This window comes from Streptomyces sp. NPDC005151, assembly GCF_053599875.1.
In genome coordinates, this window is the sequence record NZ_JBSFYR010000045.1 from 17,389 (window position 1) to 35,459 (window position 18,071).

The window sequence follows — 18,071 nt, forward strand, 5'->3', positions numbered from 1 at the left end:
GCCCGCCGGCCACGGCAGGGTGCTGGGCGGCACACCTCTGGTGGCTCGTCCGGCTCCCGGCCGTTGCTCGCAGTTCGTTCCGTCAATCCGACAATTCCGGAACCGCACTGGAGGGTTCTGCACATGGCTTGGGCCGAGTGGGAGCAGCTGAAGGCCGATGCGGCCGTCAGGAACGGCGCGCAGATGCAGCTCAACAAAGCCGGACCTACGAGCGGCGGCAGCAAACAGGGCGACCTCGCGGTCAATCAGACCGACCTTTCAGCCGTCCGTGACGAGGCATCCAAGCTGCACGGGCGCTTGTGGAAAGAAGCCCGTGTCGCAGGCCCACCAGCGAGACGGCAGCAAGCGACCTCACCACCCAAGGCCTCGAACTCGGCGGAGCCCTCCAGCACGTGGCGGACCGGTGGGACAAACAGCTCCAGTCCCTCATCGATGCCTGCGGACACATATCGAACCTCGCCTCCGCGAACGTGAGGCCGCAAGCTCCTCGAAATGATTCACCCAATGGTTGACCTGATCTGTCGAAGTTACCCAGAAGATAGATTTGCTGGAACAGTACTCTGTCAATTGTCATCTGAAATCGGCTTCAAAGGCGGGACCTGCGAATGACCACACGCGTGAATGGACGGTCCGCCTCGGCCTGGATCGCCGGGGTGACGCTGCTTCTTCTGACCGGATGCGGCGGTGAGCGTGGGAGCGGCAGCGCTGACAACAAGGCGGCGGCATTGAGCGCAAAGCAGGTGGAGTCGGCCTTGCCGGGTGGTGTGGCCATGCCGGGCTGGACGGTGGCCGAGGAGCCAGAGGCAATTCCCATGAACAGCATGTACAAGCAGCGTGTGTGCCCCAATGAGGGCAACAAGGGCTGCGAGGACGCTCGTTTCTACGGCCTCTCGACCTTCTACCGCGACGACAAGAACGCCAATGCCTACTTCCAGATGGCAGCCTATAAGGACGAGCAGAAAGCCGAGACGGCATACGACGCTCTCTGGAAGATCAACAGTCGGGGTCCAGGGCCGAAGGCGGAGGACCTGGATCTCGGCGGGCTCGGACAAGAGAGCAACGCTCGCGTCGGCACTGTGGGCTTCAAGGGGGAACCGGGAGCAGTGGCTCAGGTGCGAGTCGGCACGACGCTGCTCTGGGTTCAGGTCACTGGCGCCCACAAGGGCGACATTGAAGACGCCCTCGTCAAAGACATGGCCTCGCTGTTCAGTGAGCGCGCCGAACAGGTGCAGAACGGCGACACGCCGTCCGCCGCTCTCGGCCGCTGAGCGCCGGCCGAGCAAACGGCGCTCGGCCGTGATGTCCCCGACCCACTTCCGGCCGGGTCGCTTGGCGGTGAAATCACGGCCCGCCAGGTCCAAGACCCGGACATCCAAGTATCAACCTGTCCAGATCAGAGGAGAACTTCGCCCTGCCACCTTGGCTACGCGCCGGTCACCCGGTCAGCTTTGATCGACGCGAGCAGTGCGGACAGGCCGACACTGCTGGCGACGAGTATCACGTTTGGCTCGTCGCTTTCTCGCAGCCGGAACGTGCCATCAGACGCGCCGGCGACATTGACGCAGTTCGCGCCCTCGGTGCTGTACGAGGACTTCTGCCAGTTGTACTCGGACATGAAATGGCCTCTCAAAGACTTCTAGCGATCTTATGGACGAAGTCCCGGCTTTGCGCGGGGCTGAGCGCGCAGCTCTCCATGCGGTCCAGGACAGATCTATAGCGTGCAAGCTGTGCCTCAGCATCGAGGAAATCACAACCGTGATCGGAATCCAGCACAACGGTGTCCAACTGTGGCACCTTCCCGGCGACGTAGGTGATCGGCTGCCCAGCAGCGGGGAAGTCCTGGCGCTCGAAGGGAATCACTTGGATCGTGACGTTGTCCTGCTCCATCATCGCGGCCATGTGAAGCAACTGCGCTTGAGTGACCTCAGGTCCACCGAACCGCATACGTAGCGCTGCTTCATGAACGATGGCGGTGTAGGGAAGTGTGACCTCCCGGAAGAGCGCCGCTTGGCGCTTGACTCGGAAAGAAGCGCGATGTTCGATTTCATGGGGTCGCAACTGCGGAACGCTCTGCCTGAACACTGCTCGAGCGTGCTCCAGCGTCTGTACCAGTCCCGGCATGGAGACCACCACCCCCACGCGCACCGCGGTCGCCCAGTTCTCACACTCCGCGACCTCGATCAGTCCCGCAGGTAGCAGCTCACGGTACTCGTCCCACCAGCCGCGCTCTCGGCCACCTGTCATCTCTGCCATGGCATCCACTAGAGCGGCGTCATCGCATGAATAACTGTTCGCCATGGCACGCACTCGGTCAGCGCTCACCGCATAACGCCCAGCTTCGATCATGCTCATTCTCGCCTGCTGAACACCGACGCTCGCCGCAGCCGCCGTCGACGAGAGTCCGGCCCGCTCCCGCAGCTTGCGTAGTTCGGCTGCCAGGCGCCGCTGCCGCAGCGTCGGAGGCATCGTTCGCGCCACCCGACCCCACCTCCATTCGCGCAGGTATTCCATCCGTCACCCACACGAACGGAATACTAAACTCTCCCCATGAAAGGGATACATCTATCCCTATGCAAGCTACGTTATCAATGCGGTTCAACTCCTCCCGTCGACAGGAGACTTCGCATGGCTAACGTATCGTCACCTTCCTCCCCCACTGGCCCTCCCGATCGCTTCGCCGACGAGATCCGCGCCCTCGTCGAAGCCACCGCACCTCGCCTCTTCGCCGTGGTCGAGCAGTTCGAAACCGACAGCGGCGAGCCTGACGCCCGTGTCGCCGCGTGGGGCCTCGCGCACGACGACGGGAGCGCTCAGGTCACCGCCGTGGACGGCGGGTTCCGGATGTCGCTGCGTACTCCCGGCCGTGCGACCCAACTGATTTCCCTGCGCCCGGGAAGCATCGGATACCTGGTGGGGCCGGGGCCAACCACCCATATTACGCCCGCGAGTTGACAGAGATCAGCTCTCTCGCCCCGTACCTGCTGAGCCTCCGAGACGGGGATGGTGCTGCTCCGGGGTCCGGTGACAGCGCCCCTACCTCGTGCCCGGGGCGCTGCACTGTACTCGGCTTGGCGTTCGGGACACAGGTCAGGGTGGGCACCTCCCGTGCGTGCCCACCCTGACCTGTGTTCTGTCGAGAACTACTCGAAGTTGGCCTTCCCCCGCTTGTCGCCGGCCTGGTAAGCAATTCCAGCCTCGCGCACCTTGCGAGAAATCTCGCTCAGGGCGGTGTGAATCGCCGTGGCGTCCTCATTCCAGCCGTGCTGAGCGTGGTCATAGGCACTCTTGGCTTCGCCCACCCAGAGCTCGGACACATTGGCGATCATCCGCTTGATGGACGCAAGGTCCTCTTGGAGCTGCTTGCTCTGCCGGTCAATGGCACTGGCTGCGAGATCCAGGCTCGAGTAAGTGACAACCATCGTGCCGTCGTTGTTGTTCGGCATGCGGTCCTCCCGTGTTATCTGGGTTTGGTGTGACGGCCTCGTACGTGGTACGGGCGCGGCAAGGTCAGAAGTTGTTGAGGTTCGAGGTCCTGGCCTCCACGGCCGCGTCACCCGAGTAACCGCTGACGACGTCGACGCCCTGGAGGGCCTGCTTGACTTCGTCTTCGGTGTTGCCCGAAATGGTTCGGGCCGCCTTGATGGCCTCCTGGTACCTGACGAGCCGATGGGCGATGCTGACCATCTTCTGGTTGATCTCGTCCTGCTTCGTGTTGAAGGCGCCGGCGCCGATGCCCTTCCAAGCGCCTTCCAGGCTGTCGATCGTCGCCTGCAGCGTCTTCAGCTGGCCTTTCACGGAGTCGAACCGCGTGGAGAGCTCGCCCTCCAGCTTGAGGAGAGCGGCATCTGAGAGCTTCTGATCAGCCATGTTTTCGGCTTCCTTTCTTGTGCCCTTATTCGGTCCGGCTGTACTCGCCGGTGGCTACGGGTGAAGGACCTACGGTCAGTCAGGCGGTGCGGCGCTTACGGACGAGCGCGAAGGTTCCGCCGCTAAGCACGATTACCGCTGCCGCTCCGCCGAGGATCAGGCCCAGTTGACTGTTGTCGTCCTTCTCAGCGCTGGAGCCTGCCACGACGGTGTCCTCAGCCTTTTCTTTCTTCTCGGGCTGTGACGAAGCTGATGCGGACGGGGCGGATGAGGCCGGAGAACCGGACATCTTCTCCTTGGTGAGAGGGCTGATGTCCGGGGCGCCAGGGTTGCCCTTGCCCTTGAGGATGTTCATGGAGGGGCGGATCAGGCCGTGGCCGAGGTACTTGCTCAGCGTGCCCTTCTCCCAGTCACGGCCGGCGGTATCGAAGAGCACATTGAGGACCTGGTTCGCGGTCCAGTCCGGGTGGGCGGACCACACCAGGGCTGCGGACGCAGATGCGATGGCTGTGGCAGCACTCGTTCCGCCATCGCCGTCGCAGTAGCTTTGAAATGCGGTGTCGCACCAACGTGGGATGTCATTGCCAGGAGCGGCGATATCTACGATGTTCCCGTTTTGGGAATACTCGGCCACCTTGCCATCACGGTCAGCTGAGGAGACGCCAACGACCTGCGGGTACGCGGCAGGATATTGCTCTCTGTTATTTGCCTCCGCATTGTTCCCCACGCCCGCAAAAAACAGCTTCCCCTTACTCTGGGCGTACTTGACAGCTTCTCGTTCTTCTCTGCCTGGAAAGTCACTACCGAACGACATACTGATGATCTGCGCATCACTGTCCGCCGCAGCTCGGATAGCATCCTCGGAGTCATGCGCATTCACCGAATGCTCATTCTGGAACTCCGTATCGGTGATACGCATCGGGATGATCTTCGCACCTGGGGCGAGGCCTTGCAGGCCCCCTCCCTTGCCCGTTCCAGCAATCAGCTCAGCCATGGTGGTGCCATGCCCGCGATAGTCGTCGTACTCATCACCATCGGCTCCCGTGGCGTCAAGCCCTTTCAGGACCTGCCCTTTAAGAGACGGCGTCGATGAGTTGACGCCACTATCGATGACAGCAACCTTTATGCCCTCACCCGTGGTAACTTTCCACATTTCCTCGGCCTGCATCGCGCTGAGGTACCACTGCTTCGATTGGACGTCCGCGGCGATTGCGGAGGGAGCCACCCCTGCGAATCCCACGCTCCAGGCAGCGGCCACAACCACCGCGCCGAGCAGGCGTCCTCGCAATCCGAGAGACATGCGGCGCTTCCGGGTCTGGCTCATTCCTGCTGTCATCCTGACTTCCGAATCTTCCCTGTACCTACTCGATCACCGGAGGTGCGACTCCACGCCGTCCGGCCTCCCACGTCTCTCTGTCTTCCGTCAGGTAGTCCGGACGCGGCGTGCCGCCATCCTGATCCTCGTTGTCAGAGTCCCTGCGGCCTGCAGGTCCACGTACGAGGCCTGCGCCTCCAGCGGTGAAGCCCTTTGCGCCGCCGGATCCGGCAGCACCACCACGAGCCGTACCCACGACTCCGTTCGAACTGGGAGTGCCTCGTCCACCAGGCCGAGGCGCGCTGCTCGCTCCCCCGGCTCCGATCACTCCCCGTGGGTTGGCACCACCGGCAGATCCGCGCGTTTGTGCTGCACCTCCGGCTCCGATGACCGTGCCGCGCGAAACACCACGGGCTCCCCCAGGCGTACCCGCGCCTGGGGTGGCGCGCTGCGGCGTTCCACCTACGATGCCGCTTGCCCGGCCAGCACGCGGCCCGGCGGTTCCGGATGTACCTGCATGGCCTCCTGCCACGGGCCTTCCGCCAGTCACACCGGACCGGCCGGCAACAGGGGACTGGCCCCCGCCGCCGCGTCCGGATGTGCCTGAGGCCGAACCTCCGCCCAGGGGAGTCGGACGCCCCACCGGGGCTCCGGCGCGACCATTCGCCGCAGGGCCACTACCAGTGGAAACCGCGGCTTTGGATGCGCCGCCCCCGGGCTGTCCGACTGCCCTGGGCGCGCCTGCTGATCCCTGGGACCACCGCGCGCTACCTGTCGCGGGGTTCACAAAGCCATTCGCCATGGGCGGAGTCGGGCCGCCGCCTGGGACCGTAGGACCTGTGGCTGGAGAGGCTGGAGAAGCTGGAGAGGCATTGGGAGCGGTCACTGGAGCCGGTGGCGTGGCCACACTGTTGATCTCTGTCGAGGTGCTTTTGTCCAGCACGGGTGCAGTTCCGAGCGCCTCGATCGCAGCTTGCCCACCAGTACCTGTGGCACCCGTGCTGGCTGCACTGCGCGTGGCAGCCTGCTCCGAACTCTCTCGTGACGTGCCGTTCCCCACCGCCTCAGAGCCTACTGATGAGTTGCCGGAGTCAAGAGGCGTTCCAAAGCGCCCCCGCGGCCGCGGCATGGCAACATCAAGCTGCTTGTCGAACCGCGGCGGCTCCTGCGCCGCTAACATCTCCTCCGAGACCGAGTAGTACGACGCCAGTCGGTTCGCCTGGTTGATGGCCTCCTGGCGGTCCTTCTCGACCTTCACCGCCGCGGCGTACTCCGGGTTGCCCTCGATCCGCTTCGGGGCCTCGATCTCGTCGGGGGACTTGCGACTGAGACGGCTGTCACGGGGCGGCAGTGAGTTGCGTACCGAGGCGAGGCCTGTCCCCGCGACCGTGATCTGCGTGCCGGCCGCCTGCGCGAACTCACCCAGCTTGTCCGCATGGGCGACCAAGCCATTGCCCCAGTCACGGAAGGCGGTTCCGGACTCGCCCTCCCAGTGGACAGCCGCGATGAAGTCGCCCAGTTCCTTCGAGGCGTCGCTGATAGCGGTCCTTGCCTTCAGGAGCGCCCGACCCGCCTCCTCGAGGTGCTCCGGGTTGGAGTTCTCCATCAGGTCGATCATCGCGTTGAGCTCATGGCCCTCGAACGAGGTCCGTCCCGAGGAGCCGGAGCTCCCGAAGCCGAATACCTCCAGGACGCCCTGGAGCTGCCGGTTGACGTCGGTGACGAGCAACTGGCCCTGGACGCGTGCCTGATCCTGCTCCTGCTGTTCCTGCTGAGTCAGTTCCGGCTTCTTCGGTTCGCTCATTCGGCTGCCCACCCCGAGTCGCTCTGCTTGTCAGCGTTCTGCTCAGGCTTGCCCGTCTTCTCGGCCTGCGCCCTCTCGCGCTCAGCGTCCAAACGCACCTGGATCTCGTAGAACCGCCGCCGCACGTCGTCGTCCACGTTGTCGAAACCCACAGCCGCCGCGTGCACGCCGAGGCTCAGGTACTCGATCTGGTCGCCCAGCGATTGCGAGAGCGTGACGAGCGACTCGTGGACGCGGTTGTACTGCGTGTAGAGCCCGTCCGCTTCCGCAAAGCACGCGTTCTGACCGCTCAAGGAGGCGCGCGACACCGCCTGTGCCGCGATTTTCGACTTGCCGGCTGCCGAACCTTCGAATTCCGCCAGCAACGCGTTCACGCGCTTCTGGAACTGTTCGAGGGCTCCTACGCCGCGCTGGAGATCCCCCGAGCCTCCCCAATCCGTACCGTCGGTCACGATACTGCCCTTCCCCGATTCCCCGTTTACTCAGACCGCCTCACGTTGCTATCGCACCCGCGTGAACAGGTCTGGCCTCATAGCATCAACCCTAGCCAATGGAACTGACATGACCAACTGTCTTGTCCATCACGTGACTTCTCGGATTGACGCAATCCACGTGTCCGAGTGCCGATCGCCGCGGCAATGTCAGGTACCGCCAATTCGCCCCGGACGCCCGGACCGTCGTCGCATGTCGCGCACGGCCACGGCCGCACCCGCTATGGCGGCGACCAGTACGCCCCCGCCCACCACCACATAGGTCGCCAGGCGTGCGTTGCGTTCGTCCGCCGTTTCGCCCAGGTGGAGTTCAGCCGGTGTCGGCGCTTCGCCCTTGCTCACACCTTCGTTCGCCACCGGGCGTTCGATGGGCTTGTCGTCCTCCGTCAGGGCACGCACCGGGTCGACGACGCCCCAGCCCACCAGACGGTCGTGTCCCGCGACCGAGCGTTCCGCCGTCTGCTGGATCTGGGCGACGATCTGCTTCTGCGTCCAGCCCTGGTGCTTGGCCTTGATGAGGGCGGCGACTCCTGCGACGTACGGGGCCGAGAAGCTGGTGCCGTTGTCGGCGCAGTGTCCGCCGCCGGGCACCGTCGAGATCATGTCCACGCCGGGGGCGGCCACGCCCACGAATTTGCCGGACTGGGAGAAGGCCGCCCGTTCGTTGTTGCGGTCCGACGCGGCCACGGCCAGGACACCGTCGTACGAGGCCGGGTAGGTCTCCTTGACGTTGCCGCCGAGCCCGTCGTTGCCGGCGGAGGCGACGATCACGATCTCCTTGGCCAGGGCGGCGTCCACTGCCTGCTTCAGAACGCCCGCGGGCTTCACCGCGTTGGCCGTGTCCTGGGAGATGTTGATGACGTCCGCATCGGCGACGTCGGCTGCGTAGGTGATGGAGGCGGCCAGCGATTCGGCCGTTCCGTGGCCCTGGGCGTCGTTCTGCTGAATCGGAATGATCGTCGCGTCCGGAGCCAGGCCCGTGAAGCCGGTGCCCTTCGCCTCTCGTGCTGCAATGATTCCGGCGACCTTGGTGCCGTGACCGACCGTGTCGGTGGTGCCGTTCTCATTGCCGCGCTCGATCTTGCTGCCGTTCTCGTCCTTGAGGTTCTTCCGCAGGAAGTTACGGCCGCTCCTGACGTCCACGGCCGCCTTGAGCTGAGGGTTCTTGACGTCCACACCCGTGTCGATGACGGCCACCCGTACCCCCTTGCCGGTGGACTGCTTCCACAGCTCGTCCATCAGGACACGCTGCAACGCCCAGGGGCGGCCCGCGTACTTCTTCGAGGGGAAGGTGCACTGGGTTGAGTCGTCCGCGGCGGCGGGCAGTACGGGCAGCGTGACGAAGAGGACGGCGGTGGCGGCTGCGGCTGTCAGCGGACGCCGGTACGGAGAGGAGTGCGTCGTCATGTGGATGCGCTCCTCAGGAACCCTGCGGCTGACGGGCCGCGCCAGTCGACAGGCGTGGTCCCGTGGGCAGGAACGAGGACCAGGCGGCCGGGATGGGCGCGGGCACGACGTCCTTGTATCCGAGCTGGTTCTGCGCTTGTTGCGCCTCCTGCTGCCGCTGCGCCCTCTCCTCCTTCGTGCCTGATTCGCCGATGCCGGAGTCGTCCTGCACGCTGTCGCCGTTGGACTGCATGGCATAGCGCAGACCGGTGTCGGTGACCAGGAAGAGGGGGCCGGAGTCGGCGCTGGACCCCTTGAACTGCCGGAAGAGCTGTCCGGATCCGGGGGTGACGTAGGCGCTGCTGGAGCCGGTGGGGAGCGTTGCGGGGAAGCTCGTGCCCGCCCACGTGCTGAGCGTGCCGGCCCCGTTCTTCGTGGCGACACCGCGCAGGACGTTGCACACGGTGTTACGGCTGCCGGCCGCGGCGCTCGCGGAGTTGACGGGCTTCGGCTCCCTCGTGGGCCAGTCCATGTCCTGCCCGAAAGCCTCGCCGGGCTCGAACGCTCCTGCGCTGACAGACCTCTCCTTGCTGTCCTGGCCGAGGTTGACCAGGGCCCGGCTGCTGAGCAGGAGCTTCGCGACGAAGTCCGATACGGGGGCGACCCGGCCGCGCAGGACCACGTACTGCTGGGTCCTGGTGCCGGACGGCGCCGCGAGGACCATGCCCACCCTGTTCGCCTCGGGCGGCAGCTCCCCCGGGATGCCCGCGTCGGCGCGGGGGGTTCCGGGGACGGTCGGGAAGTCGATCGCGTCTCCGGTGTGCAGGGTGTCCAGCCACGCGGAGGAGACCCGCTGGGGGGCGCGGCCGTCGCCGACCAGGGTGCGAAGCAGCAGTTCGTCCTTCTTCACCTTGTACGCCTTGCCCGCGGCGTCCACGATGTAGCGGGTTCTGTCCGGTCCCGGTCCCTCGACGTACATCAGCTCACCGCCGTGCAGCCGGCCCGCGCCCTCGGTCTTCTTCTGCTCGCGCTCCGCGAAGACGAACGCCGCCTTCTGGATGGCCCTGCCGCCCTCGCCGGGCCGCTCGCAGACGGCCCACCGCTTCTTCGATCCGGCTTCGCCCTTGTCCGGCAGCCGGTCGGGGGCGTACGGGATACCAAGGGTGGCGCCGTGCGGGATCTTGCCGTTGTCGAGGACCGATTCGTCGACGTTGATGACCTTGCCCTTGTCCGGGTCAAGGAGGAGCTTGGCCGAGGACATGTTCAGCACCGGGTGGAGCTGCGTCTTGCCATCGGTTTTCAACACCACATATCGCGTGGTGGATTTGCTGGCGATAATGACATTCTCGTAGGGGGTGTCCCATTTCTGGGGTGCTACGGGCTTGAACATCCCCCAAGCTCCGAACACCGCGAGGATGACGACGCCGACGATCACACCGGGCACCACCGCACGCAGGGGGCGCGGTGCACCCTCCTCCGAGCCGGTCGGGTTGGGTTGCAGGAACTGTGCGATCAACCTCCGCTTCGCGAAGGTGTAGGCGTTGAGTTCGTCCCGCCGTGATGCCATCTGTCCGCTGCCCCTTTTCCCCAGTGGGCGACCAGGTTCCCACACACGCCGTGGGCCACTGTCGTCGACTGGGCCCCCTACTATGCCTGTTGGCGCTTGACCGTCACTGCTCAGGTTAGGGTGATCACCCGGTCAACGCCCGTGAAAAGAAACGGTAAACAGGGACACGAGGGGGCAATGCGGCGATGGGTGCAGCGACGCGCGAGCGCACGGGGCGGTCTACCCATCGAGCGTCCAGCCCTTCCCGAAGGCAACACGGCAACGAGCCGGACGGCGCAGCACCCACCCCGTCGGTGAACGCCCCTGCGGCGACGACTCTGCGGCCGATCTCGCGGACCGGTCGCCTCGGTCCCGTACTCCGCCAGATGGTGCTCGTCGAGGCGGCCCTGGCGGTCGCCGCGGTGGGTGCCGCGCTCGGCGGTCCCTGGCTGGTGCCCGCAGTCGCGGTCGCCTGCCTGCTGGTGCTCCTCGCGGTGGTACGTCGCCGGGGCCGCGCCGTGCAGGACTGGCTGTCGACGACACTCTCCCTCCGCGATCGCAGGCGGACCGCCGTGGCATCCGCCGCGGATGCGGAGCCGCAGCTGGCGCCGGTGGCGGAAAGTGTGCCGGGATTCGCTCCGTACATCTACGTCGACCGGGACCGCCGCACGGTGGGCATGCTCGGGGACGGCACGTTCCTGACCGCTGTCGTACGGGTCGAGGCCAGCGGTGAATCGCTCCGCCAGGCGCTCGGTGTGCGGGCGCTCCCGCTGTCCCTCCTGGGCGATGCCCTCTCGGTGGACGACATCGTGCTGGAGTCCGCGCAGCTCGTGCAGCAGGTACGCCCCGCTCCGGCGCAGCATCTGCCGCAGCAGTCGGCGGCGCGGCTCTCCTACGCCCCCCTTCAGGAGCAGACCGGGGCGACCGCGCTGCGGATGACCTGGGTGGCCGTGAAACTGGATCCGGAACTGTGCCGGGAGGCGGTCGAGGCGCGCGGGGGCGGAATCGGCGGAGCTCAGCGCTGTCTGGTTCGGGTCGCGGACCATGTGGCGAGCCGGATCACCGGCGCCGGATTCCGGGCCGTGGTGCTGGACCAGGAAGAGCTGCACTCCGCCGTGGCGACATCCGCGTGCGCCAATCCCATCCTGTCGGCCCGCGCCGGACGCCGGGATGCCGCGCCGCAGCGGCGGACGATGGAGACATCGAGGGTCTGGCGGTGCGACGACCGTTGGCACACCGCCTATGCGGTGGACCGCTGGCCCGAGTTGGGCCGAGGGGCGACTCCTCTCCCGCGCCTCGTATCGCTGCTGACCTCGGTCCCCGCGTATGCGACGACCTTCAGCCTGACGGTGCGACGCGGTTCACACCAGGGCGATGTGTCCGTGTCCGGTCACGTACGGATCACCGGCGGCTCCGATACCGAACTGGTCGGGGTGCGAAGGACATTGGAGCAAGCCGCACGGCACGCCAAGGTCGGCCTGGTGCGACTGGACCGCGAGCAGCTGCCGGGCGTGCTGGCGACGCTCCCGCTGGGAGGCGCACAGTGACGAATCGCACCGAGCGGAGGCGGGGACTGCGCGGCCCTCGCCACGCGGGGCACACCCTGGCGACGGAGCACCTGGGCGCGCTGTCCTTGCCGGTCGGGGACGACGGCGTGATCATCGGCAGCGATGCCGAGGGGCGCCCGCAGATGATCGGGTTCCACCGCCCGGCGCCGTACGACGTCCTGTTGATCGGCGGCCTGTGGACCGCGCAGGTGCTGGCGCTGCGCGCGGCGGCTACGGGTGCGCGGGTAGCGGTCGAGACCGGGCGCACCCAGGCCTGGACCACTCTGGCGCAAGCCGCGGGTGCCGGTCTTGAGTGCGTCTCCCTCCATGACGTGGGCCGGGTTCCGCCGACCGGAGCGACCGTGGGCAGCCCGGTGGTGGTGGTGCGCGACTGTGGTATGCGCCCGCCCCGTGGCCGGGTGGTGTCCTCGCCATGGCAGTCGGTGTTGACGCTGCTGCCCTATCTGAGTCCTGTGGCGCCCCGGTTGATGCGGGCTTCGACGCTCGTGGGTATCCAGCGGGTCTCGCCCGCCGAGGCGGACCAGATCGGCCGGATCCTGGGGCTTACTCGGGCCGAGAGCGAGGCTCTGCCCACCCTGGCGGACGGTGTCACGCTCTGGGTGGCGGGCCGCGAGCGCCACTGGGTGATGACCAGTGCGACGGATATCGAGAACGGCCTGCTGGGCACTGCTCGCCGGATGGACTGACTACTGTTTCGTTCGCAACCCCGGGCCTGCCACTTCCGGGGAGGATGGCCGGGGAACGGCACGGTTCGATCGAAGGGACGCCGACATGGGCACCCAGCAGGAAAAGGAAGAGCTCTACGCTCTCGACATCTCGGATGTGGAGTGGCTGAGCGCACCGGGGACCGAGAACGTCGAGGAACGGGTCGAGATCGCGCATCTGCCGGGCGGTGCAGTCGCCATGCGCTCGTCACTGGAACCGGAGACCGTGTTGCGGTACACGGAGGCCGAGTGGCGCGCCTTCGTCCTGGGCGCACGGGACGGTGAGTTCGACCTCACGTAGGCAAGGGTCAGGTGAGAGGGTGGCTGTCCGGACACGACGGCCACCCTCTCACCACGCCTGGGTATGTACCGAGTTGGCCGCTTCGGACCGTGCGCGCTGCCGTACTCGGGGCACTTGAGGACGGTGCGCGACCTACTGGACAGTTTCTGCCGAGCGGAGCGGCCTGCCGGAGCGAGCCCCATGACGATTAGGGTGGGTCCGGGCGCGGCAGAAGAACCTGCGGGCAGGCGATGCGTGTCCCGGGGGAGAGCCGGGCGGTTCGGAATACGGGAACGGCCGCCCCCACCCACCACGGCACAAGGGTGCTCGACCACACCAGGAGGCAAAGTGAACGGCGATCGGGACGAAATCCGAGGGGGCTGGAGCAGGCCCGTCGACGAGTCGTCCGACGCGGAGCCCGCCGAGATGACGGGTGAGTTCACCATCGACTACACCCCGCCCGCCTGGTACACGCAGAACGCGTCGGGGGACTCGTCGGGCGGGGCCGGAACGCACCTGGCGCCGCCTCCGCCGCCCCATGGGGCGCCTGTGTCCGCGCCCGGGCTGCCGGCCGGGGGCGGCTTCGAACCCGACTGGACCCCGGCGCCGCCCGCGCCTGCGCCCGTTCCGCCTGTGGGTCAGACGCCTCCTGTCGCTTCCGCCGCCGCTCCTTCGCCCGCCCCTGCGGAGGGCGCGGGGAACGGTGCGCCGGATCCGTTCGGGGGCGATGATGTGGAGAGCGGCGCGACCATGCGGTTCTCACCTGCCGCGCTGAAGCGCGAGATCGCGGAGCGGGAGGCGGCTGCGGACGGGGTGCGGGTCGGATCCGGTGCCGGTTCCGAAGGCCCTGGCGGCGGCCCGGTCGGTACGGACGCGGGTGTGACGGCCGGAGCCGATTCCGTACCGTCGGATTCCGTCCGGTCCGAGCAGCCCGAGCAGCCCAGCCGGACCGATGCCGCACAGCCTTCCGACGCGGCGGCCGACAACGGTACGGACTCCGTTGCCGAGGAGGCTCCGGATGACGGCGCCGACGCTCCGTCCGACGCGCCCGCCGACTCCGTGCCCGCGGCTGCCGCTCCCGCTCCGGCACCTCAGGACGCCACGCCGCCCGCCGCTCCGGCTCCGGCACCTCAGGACGCCACGTCCCCGGCCGCACCGACACCGTGGACCCCGGCGCCGCCCGCGCAAGGCGGTCTGCCGCCGCTGCCGCCCGCATTCCAGCCCGCCACTCCGCAGCCCAACGCGCCCCAGCCGGCGCCGCAGTGGCCCGCGACAGCTCCGGCTCCCGCTCCGGCGAGCGAGGCGCCCAGTGGTTACGGATTCCCGAACGCTGTCCAGACACCGCAGGCGCCCCAGGCACCGCAGTTCCCGCAGCCCGCCCAGCTGCCCGCACCGCAGCCGCCCGCTCAGGCATCACCACCGCAGCAGGGCAGTTACGGATTCCCCCCCTCACCGCAGGCACCCCAGTGGTCCGCACAGCAGGAGGCACCACAGGACGGTTACGGATTCCCGCAGGCGCTCCAGCCCCACCAGCGGCCCCAGCCCCACCAGGCGCTCCAGCCCCACCAGCCGCCCCAGCCCCACCAGGCGCTCCAGCCGCCCCAGGCGCCCCAGCCGCCGGTCCAGGGCGCTCCCCACCTGCCCGCGCCGGTCGCCCCGCAGCCGCCCTCCCATCAGCAGCTGCCGCAGCAACAGCCCCAGCAGCAACATCCGCCGCAGGGACCGCCCGTAGATCCGCGGACCGGGGCGGCCTGGCCGACGGCGGTCACGCATGACCAGCGCGAGCGGTCCGTACCGGGTGCTCCGCTCGGCTACACGGCGGCCGTCGAGCTCTCCTCCGACCGTCTGGTCCGGGGCAAGCAGAAGGCGAAGAGCAGCCGCGCACCGTCCGCTGCATCCCGCTTCAAGCTGGGCAGCAAGAAGGAAGAGGCCGAGCGGCAGCGCAAGCTCGACCTGATCCGTACACCCGTGCTGTCCTGCTATCGGATAGCCGTCATCAGCCTCAAGGGCGGCGTCGGCAAGACCACGACGACCACCGCGCTCGGCTCGACCCTGGCCACCGAGCGGCAGGACAAGATCCTCGCCATCGACGCCAACCCGGACGCCGGCACGCTCGGCCGCCGGGTGCGCCGCGAGACCGGGGCGACCATCCGTGACCTGGTCCAGGCGATCCCGTACCTCAACTCGTACATGGACATCCGCCGCTTCACCTCGCAGGCGCCGTCCGGCCTGGAGATCATCGCCAACGACGTGGACCCGGCGGTCTCGACGACCTTCAACGACGAGGACTACCGGCGCGCGATCGACGTCCTCGGCCGGCAGTACCCGATCATCCTCACCGACTCGGGCACCGGTCTGCTCTACAGCGCGATGCGCGGAGTGCTGGACCTCGCCGATCAGCTGATCATCATCTCGACCCCGTCGGTCGACGGTGCGTCCAGCGCCTCCACCACACTGGACTGGCTCTCGGCGCACGGGTACGCGGATCTGGTGCAGCGGTCGATCACCGTCATCTCCGGGGTCCGCGAGACCGGCAAGATGATCAAGGTTGATGACATCGTGCAGCACTTCGAGACGCGCTGCCGGGGGGTGGTCGTCGTGCCGTTCGACGAGCATCTGTCGGCCGGTGCCGAGGTCGACCTCGACATGATGCGCCCGAAGACGCGTGAGGCGTACTTCAACCTCTCCGCGATGGTGGCCGAGGACTTCTCGCGCGCCCAGCAGCAGCAGGGGCTCTGGACCTCGGACGGCAGCAACCCGCCGCCGCAGTACGCTCCGCCGATGCCCGGACACCAAGTGCCCGGTCAGCAGCAGTACGCACCGCAGCAGCCGGGTCAGCCGTATCCGCCCCAGCAGCCTCAGCAGCCCCAGGGCCCGGGACATCCGTACCCGCCTCAGCAGCCGTACGGCGGCCGGCAGACCCAGCAGCCCTACCCGCCGCAATCGGGCCCCGGCGGGCAGCAGAACGGCTGGCAGCAGCAGCCTCCGCAGCTGCCGCCAGCGCCTCAGCAGTAAGGCATCAGAGGTCTGAACCAATGAGGGCCCGCACCGTTCCCACGGTGCGGGCCCTCTGCGCATTCCTGCAGCCCACACGCCATTTGGCACACCGTTGACGCGCCTCGACCACCGCTGATAAACCTTCGCTTCACCAGCTGGCGAACCAGAGATCAAGCCGCCTTCTCCGTGCGAGTCATGACGCGAGGTCCCCGTCCATGGTCACAAGAGTCCCACCACCCTCCGCTCAGCCACGCTCACGTCTGCGTACCCTTCTGGCTTCCGGTGCCGCGGCCCTTGCCCTGGCCGCCGGGTCGATCGTCCCGGGGATGCCCCTCGGCGCCGCGCCTCAGCAGGCACAGGCCGCCGACAACGGCAAGACCACGCTGACTGTCGCGGTCGCGCAGAGCGTCGACTCGCTGAGCCCGTTCCTCGCTCAGCGGCTCATGAGCACCAGCGTCCACCGGCTCATGTACGACTTCCTCACCAACTACGACGCCAAGGACAACCACACGATCCCCGGCCTCGCCACCAAGTGGGAGCCGTCCGCGGACAAGTTGACGTGGACGTACACCATTCGGCCCAACTCCAAGTGGTCGGACGGACAGCAGGCCACCGCCGAGGACGCGGCGTGGACCTTCAACAAGATGATGACCGACGAGGGCGCCGCCACCGCGAACGGCAGCTTCGTCGCCAACTTCAGGAAGGTCACGGCACCCAGCCCGGACAAGCTGGTCATCGAGCTCAAGGAACCGCAGGCCACCATGGCCGCGCTCGATGTACCGATCGTTCCCCAGCACGTCTGGGAGAAGGTCGGGGACTTCTCGAAGTTCAACAACGACACGAAGTTCCCCATCGTGGGGAACGGGCCGTTCATCCTGACCGACTACAAGGTCGACCAGTATGTGAAGCTCAAGGCCAACAAGAACTTCTGGCGCGGTGCGCCCAAGTTCGACGAGCTGGTCTTCAAGACGTACAAGGACCAGGACGCCGCGGTCGCCGCGCTGCGCAAGGGTGAGGTGTCATTCGTCGCGGGCGCCCCCGCGCTGACGCCCGCCCAGGCCGCGTCCCTCAAGGGCGACAAGAACATCAAGGTCAACGAGGGGCCGGGCCGCCGCTTCTTCGCACTGGCGACCAACCCGGGCGCGCAGACCAAGGACGGCAAGAAGTTCGGCAACGGCAACAAGGCCCTGCTCGACCAGAAGGTGCGCCAGGCGCTCTTCCTCTCGGTCGACCGCAAGACCATCATCGACAAGGTTTTCCAGGGGCACGCCGTCGAGGGCCAGGGGTACATCCCGCCGCGCTACGGGGACTACTTCTGGCAGCCGTCCGACAGCCAGAAGCTGGCGTACGACCCGGCCCGGGCGGCCAAGCTGCTCGACCAGGCGGGCTACAAGCTCAAGGGTGACCAGCGTGTCGGCAAGGACGGCAAGCCGCTCGACCTGCGCATCCTGTGCCATGCCACGGACCCCAATGACAAGGCGATCGGCAAGTACCTCAAGGAGTGGTGGGGCAAGCTCGGCATCGGGCTGAAGGTGGACTGCCTCGACAACGTCTCCGTGCCCTGGTACGCCGGTGAGTACGACCTCGCGTTCGACGGCTGGTCCGTCAACCCGGACCCGGACTTCGTCCTCGGCATCCACACCTGCTCCGCCCTGCCCGCCAAGGCCAAGGAGAGCGCCGCCACGGACAACTTCATCTGCGACAAGACGTACGACGAGCTGTACAAGAAGCAGCTCGCCGAGTACGACCCGGCCAAGCGGGCGGGCACCGTCAAGCAGATGGAGTCGTGGTTGTACGACTCCGGGTACATGAACATCATCGCGTACCCGAACGCGGTCGAGGCGTACCGGACGGACCAGATCAAGTCCATCACGACCATGCCCGAGGCGGCCGGCAACATCTACGGCCAGGATGGGTACTGGAGTTGGTGGTCGGCCGTTCCGGCGGCCGACGGCAAGAGCGGTTCGGGCAGTGACAGCGGTGGCGACTCCACCGGTGTCGTCATCGGCATCGTCGTCGCCGTGGTGGTGCTCGCCGGTGGCGGGTTCCTCATCACGCGTCGCCGCCGCACCACGGCGGAGGACCGCGAATAATCACGCGAACGGGATGAGAG

15 protein-coding genes are annotated in these 18,071 nt (G+C 67.2%); 7 read left to right on the forward strand and 8 right to left on the reverse strand.

All coding sequences use genetic code 11. From position 1 onward, the window contains the following. Window positions 1–605 precede the first annotated feature (605 nt). Window positions 606–1,268, forward strand: a complete 663-nt coding sequence (locus ACWD6R_RS23195) for a hypothetical protein (RefSeq protein WP_451820441.1) — start codon at window positions 606–608, stop codon at window positions 1,266–1,268. 155 nt (window positions 1,269–1,423) lie between these two features. Here ACWD6R_RS23195 and ACWD6R_RS23200 read toward each other — a convergent pair whose 3' ends face one another. After that, entirely contained in the window at window positions 1,424–1,615 is a 192-nt protein-coding gene (locus tag ACWD6R_RS23200; RefSeq protein ID WP_451820442.1) for a DUF397 domain-containing protein, read from the reverse strand. Between the two features lie 11 nt (window positions 1,616–1,626). Next, a complete protein-coding gene (locus ACWD6R_RS23205) occupies window positions 1,627–2,478 on the reverse strand; it encodes a helix-turn-helix domain-containing protein (RefSeq protein WP_451820443.1) in 852 nt (283 codons plus the stop codon). Between the two features lie 147 nt (window positions 2,479–2,625). Between ACWD6R_RS23205 and ACWD6R_RS23210 the strand changes: the two genes are divergently transcribed. Then, the gene (locus tag ACWD6R_RS23210) at window positions 2,626–2,952 is read left to right on the forward strand and encodes a hypothetical protein (RefSeq protein WP_451820444.1); all 327 of its coding nucleotides are present in this window, start codon (window positions 2,626–2,628) and stop codon (window positions 2,950–2,952) included. Window positions 2,953–3,140: 188 nt separating this feature from the next. Here ACWD6R_RS23210 and ACWD6R_RS23215 read toward each other — a convergent pair whose 3' ends face one another. The 6 genes from ACWD6R_RS23215 to eccB all read right to left on the reverse strand — a co-directional run bounded on the left by ACWD6R_RS23215 (window position 3,141) and on the right by eccB (window position 10,430). Further along, window positions 3,141–3,443 carry a WXG100 family type VII secretion target gene (locus ACWD6R_RS23215; RefSeq protein ID WP_451820445.1) on the reverse strand — a complete coding sequence of 101 codons (303 nt, stop codon included), beginning with the start codon at window positions 3,441–3,443 and terminating at the stop codon, window positions 3,141–3,143. Window positions 3,444–3,507: 64 nt separating this feature from the next. Continuing rightward, window positions 3,508–3,867, reverse strand: coding sequence for a WXG100 family type VII secretion target (locus ACWD6R_RS23220; protein WP_451820446.1), 360 nt, complete (start codon window positions 3,865–3,867; stop codon window positions 3,508–3,510). A gap of 79 nt (window positions 3,868–3,946) precedes the next feature. After that, window positions 3,947–5,203: a S8 family serine peptidase gene (locus tag ACWD6R_RS23225; RefSeq protein WP_451820447.1), complete on the reverse strand. Its 1,257-nt coding sequence runs from the start codon at window positions 5,201–5,203 to the stop codon at window positions 3,947–3,949. A gap of 1,779 nt (window positions 5,204–6,982) precedes the next feature. Continuing rightward, window positions 6,983–7,438, reverse strand: a complete 456-nt coding sequence (locus ACWD6R_RS23230; protein WP_451820448.1) for a hypothetical protein — start codon at window positions 7,436–7,438, stop codon at window positions 6,983–6,985. A 189-nt stretch (window positions 7,439–7,627) separates the two neighbouring features. After that, on the reverse strand, window positions 7,628–8,884 hold the full coding sequence (gene mycP / locus ACWD6R_RS23235; RefSeq protein WP_451820449.1) for a type VII secretion-associated serine protease mycosin: 1,257 nt from the start codon (window positions 8,882–8,884) through the stop codon (window positions 7,628–7,630). A 13-nt stretch (window positions 8,885–8,897) separates the two neighbouring features. Further along, window positions 8,898–10,430: a type VII secretion protein EccB gene (gene eccB / locus ACWD6R_RS23240; protein ID WP_451820450.1), complete on the reverse strand. Its 1,533-nt coding sequence runs from the start codon at window positions 10,428–10,430 to the stop codon at window positions 8,898–8,900. A gap of 185 nt (window positions 10,431–10,615) precedes the next feature. On the opposite strand from eccB, the gene eccE reads away from it, so the two are divergent. The 5 genes from eccE to ACWD6R_RS23265 all read left to right on the forward strand — a co-directional run bounded on the left by eccE (window position 10,616) and on the right by ACWD6R_RS23265 (window position 18,051). After that, window positions 10,616–11,956: a type VII secretion protein EccE gene (eccE, locus tag ACWD6R_RS23245; protein ID WP_451820451.1), complete on the forward strand. Its 1,341-nt coding sequence runs from the start codon at window positions 10,616–10,618 to the stop codon at window positions 11,954–11,956. After that, a complete protein-coding gene (locus ACWD6R_RS23250; protein ID WP_451820452.1) occupies window positions 11,953–12,663 on the forward strand; it encodes a hypothetical protein in 711 nt (236 codons plus the stop codon). Before eccE ends, ACWD6R_RS23250 begins: the two co-directional genes overlap by 4 nt. Before the next feature lie 85 nt (window positions 12,664–12,748). After that, window positions 12,749–12,982 (forward strand): DUF397 domain-containing protein, encoded by a 234-nt coding sequence (locus ACWD6R_RS23255; protein WP_327272584.1) that lies wholly within the window; start codon window positions 12,749–12,751, stop codon window positions 12,980–12,982. 327 nt (window positions 12,983–13,309) lie between these two features. Beyond that, a complete protein-coding gene (locus ACWD6R_RS23260) occupies window positions 13,310–15,976 on the forward strand; it encodes an SCO5717 family growth-regulating ATPase (RefSeq protein ID WP_451820453.1) in 2,667 nt (888 codons plus the stop codon). A gap of 197 nt (window positions 15,977–16,173) precedes the next feature. After that, a complete protein-coding gene (locus tag ACWD6R_RS23265; protein WP_451820454.1) occupies window positions 16,174–18,051 on the forward strand; it encodes an ABC transporter substrate-binding protein in 1,878 nt (625 codons plus the stop codon). The last annotated feature ends 20 nt before the right edge of the window (window positions 18,052–18,071 follow it).